Source organism: Desulfovibrio piger, from assembly GCF_012843875.1.
In the GTDB taxonomy this organism is placed as follows: Bacteria; Desulfobacterota; Desulfovibrionia; order Desulfovibrionales; family Desulfovibrionaceae; genus Desulfovibrio.
This window is the reverse complement of the sequence record NZ_JABAFY010000124.1, coordinates 1-691: the sequence shown is the minus strand read 5'-3', so window position 1 is coordinate 691 and position 691 is coordinate 1. Positions and strand designations below refer to the sequence as shown.

Sequence of the window (691 nt, the reverse complement as noted above, 5' to 3'; positions counted from 1 at the left end):
GAGGCCGGTTTCACTTTCTCCGAAAAGAAAGCCAGAGCCTTCCTCTCCACAGGCTTACACCGTGGAACTCACGGCATTGTTTCTTAAATTGATGGCAGCATTGACGTCACGGTCATGGTATGCCCCGCATTCGGGGCATACCCAGTGACGCACGGACAGAGGCAAGGCTTCCAGCCGGTGACCGCAGTCGGAACATGTTTTGCTGCTGGCGAACCAGCGGTCGGCCACAACAACTGTCCCGCCATATATGCCGCTTTTATATTCCAGCTGCCGACGGAACTCATAAAAAGCGCCATCTGCTATGGATCTGGATAAACGTCTGTTTCTCAGCATCCCGCGTACATTCAGATCCTCGATGCCTATGATGGAGAACCTTCTGGCCAGCGATGTCGTAAGCTGGTGCAGTCCTTCCTGCCTGATATTGGCGATCCTGGCATGGAGCCTGGCGAGCTTCCGTCGTGCTTTTTCACGATTGTTCGACCCACGCGCTTTTCGCGAAAGACTTCGTGAGAGTCGCACGAGCCTTTTGACAAGCTTGCTGTAAGCTTTCGGCCCCTGTACCACTTCCCCGGTGGAGAGCGTCGCAAGGGCGGATACTCCAAGATCGACACCAACAGCTTCTTGGTTCTCGTTGTGCTGCTGTCGTCTGTCTTCCGTATCCACCGTGATGCTCACGAACCATCTGTCGGCC

At 54.8% G+C, this 691-nt stretch carries 1 protein-coding gene; it reads right to left on the bottom strand.

Features of this window, described 5'->3' with window-relative positions; all coding sequences use genetic code 11:
- Window positions 1–54 precede the first annotated feature (54 nt).
- A partial coding sequence (locus HF854_RS12425) for an RNA-guided endonuclease InsQ/TnpB family protein (protein WP_240937764.1) occupies window positions 55–691 on the bottom strand: 637 nt, incomplete at its 5' end.